At 38.8% G+C, this 273-nt stretch carries 1 protein-coding gene; it reads left to right on the top strand.

Annotation, left to right across the window (positions count from 1 at the left end; all coding sequences use genetic code 11):
- On the top strand, window positions 1-273 hold a 273-nt coding region (locus tag G6042_RS00400; protein WP_169522328.1), incomplete at both ends, for a transposase.

Genomic DNA, 273 nt, shown 5'->3' with positions numbered 1-273 from the left:
GAAGTGAGTATGCTGATGCAGTAGAGGAAAACAACAAACGCTATAAAGCCAACCAGCAACTCTATAGAAAACGACAAGAAATCAACGAACACATCTTTGGAACAATAAAGCGAAAATGGGGTTATAACCACACCAATTTAATAGGATTAGAAAAAGTAAACGGCGAACACAGTTTGATCATGCTGGTGTATAACATCAAACGCAGCATCAATATCCTTGGTGTGCCCGATTTAATAGCCAAACTCAAAGCATGGAACTCACCTTACAAGAGAA

It is taken from the genome of Flavobacterium solisilvae, assembly GCF_012911605.1.
GTDB classification, from domain to species: Bacteria; Bacteroidota; Bacteroidia; order Flavobacteriales; family Flavobacteriaceae; genus Flavobacterium; species Flavobacterium solisilvae.
Note: the sequence above shows the minus strand (reverse complement) of the source record. Positions and strands in the feature narration are given on the sequence as shown.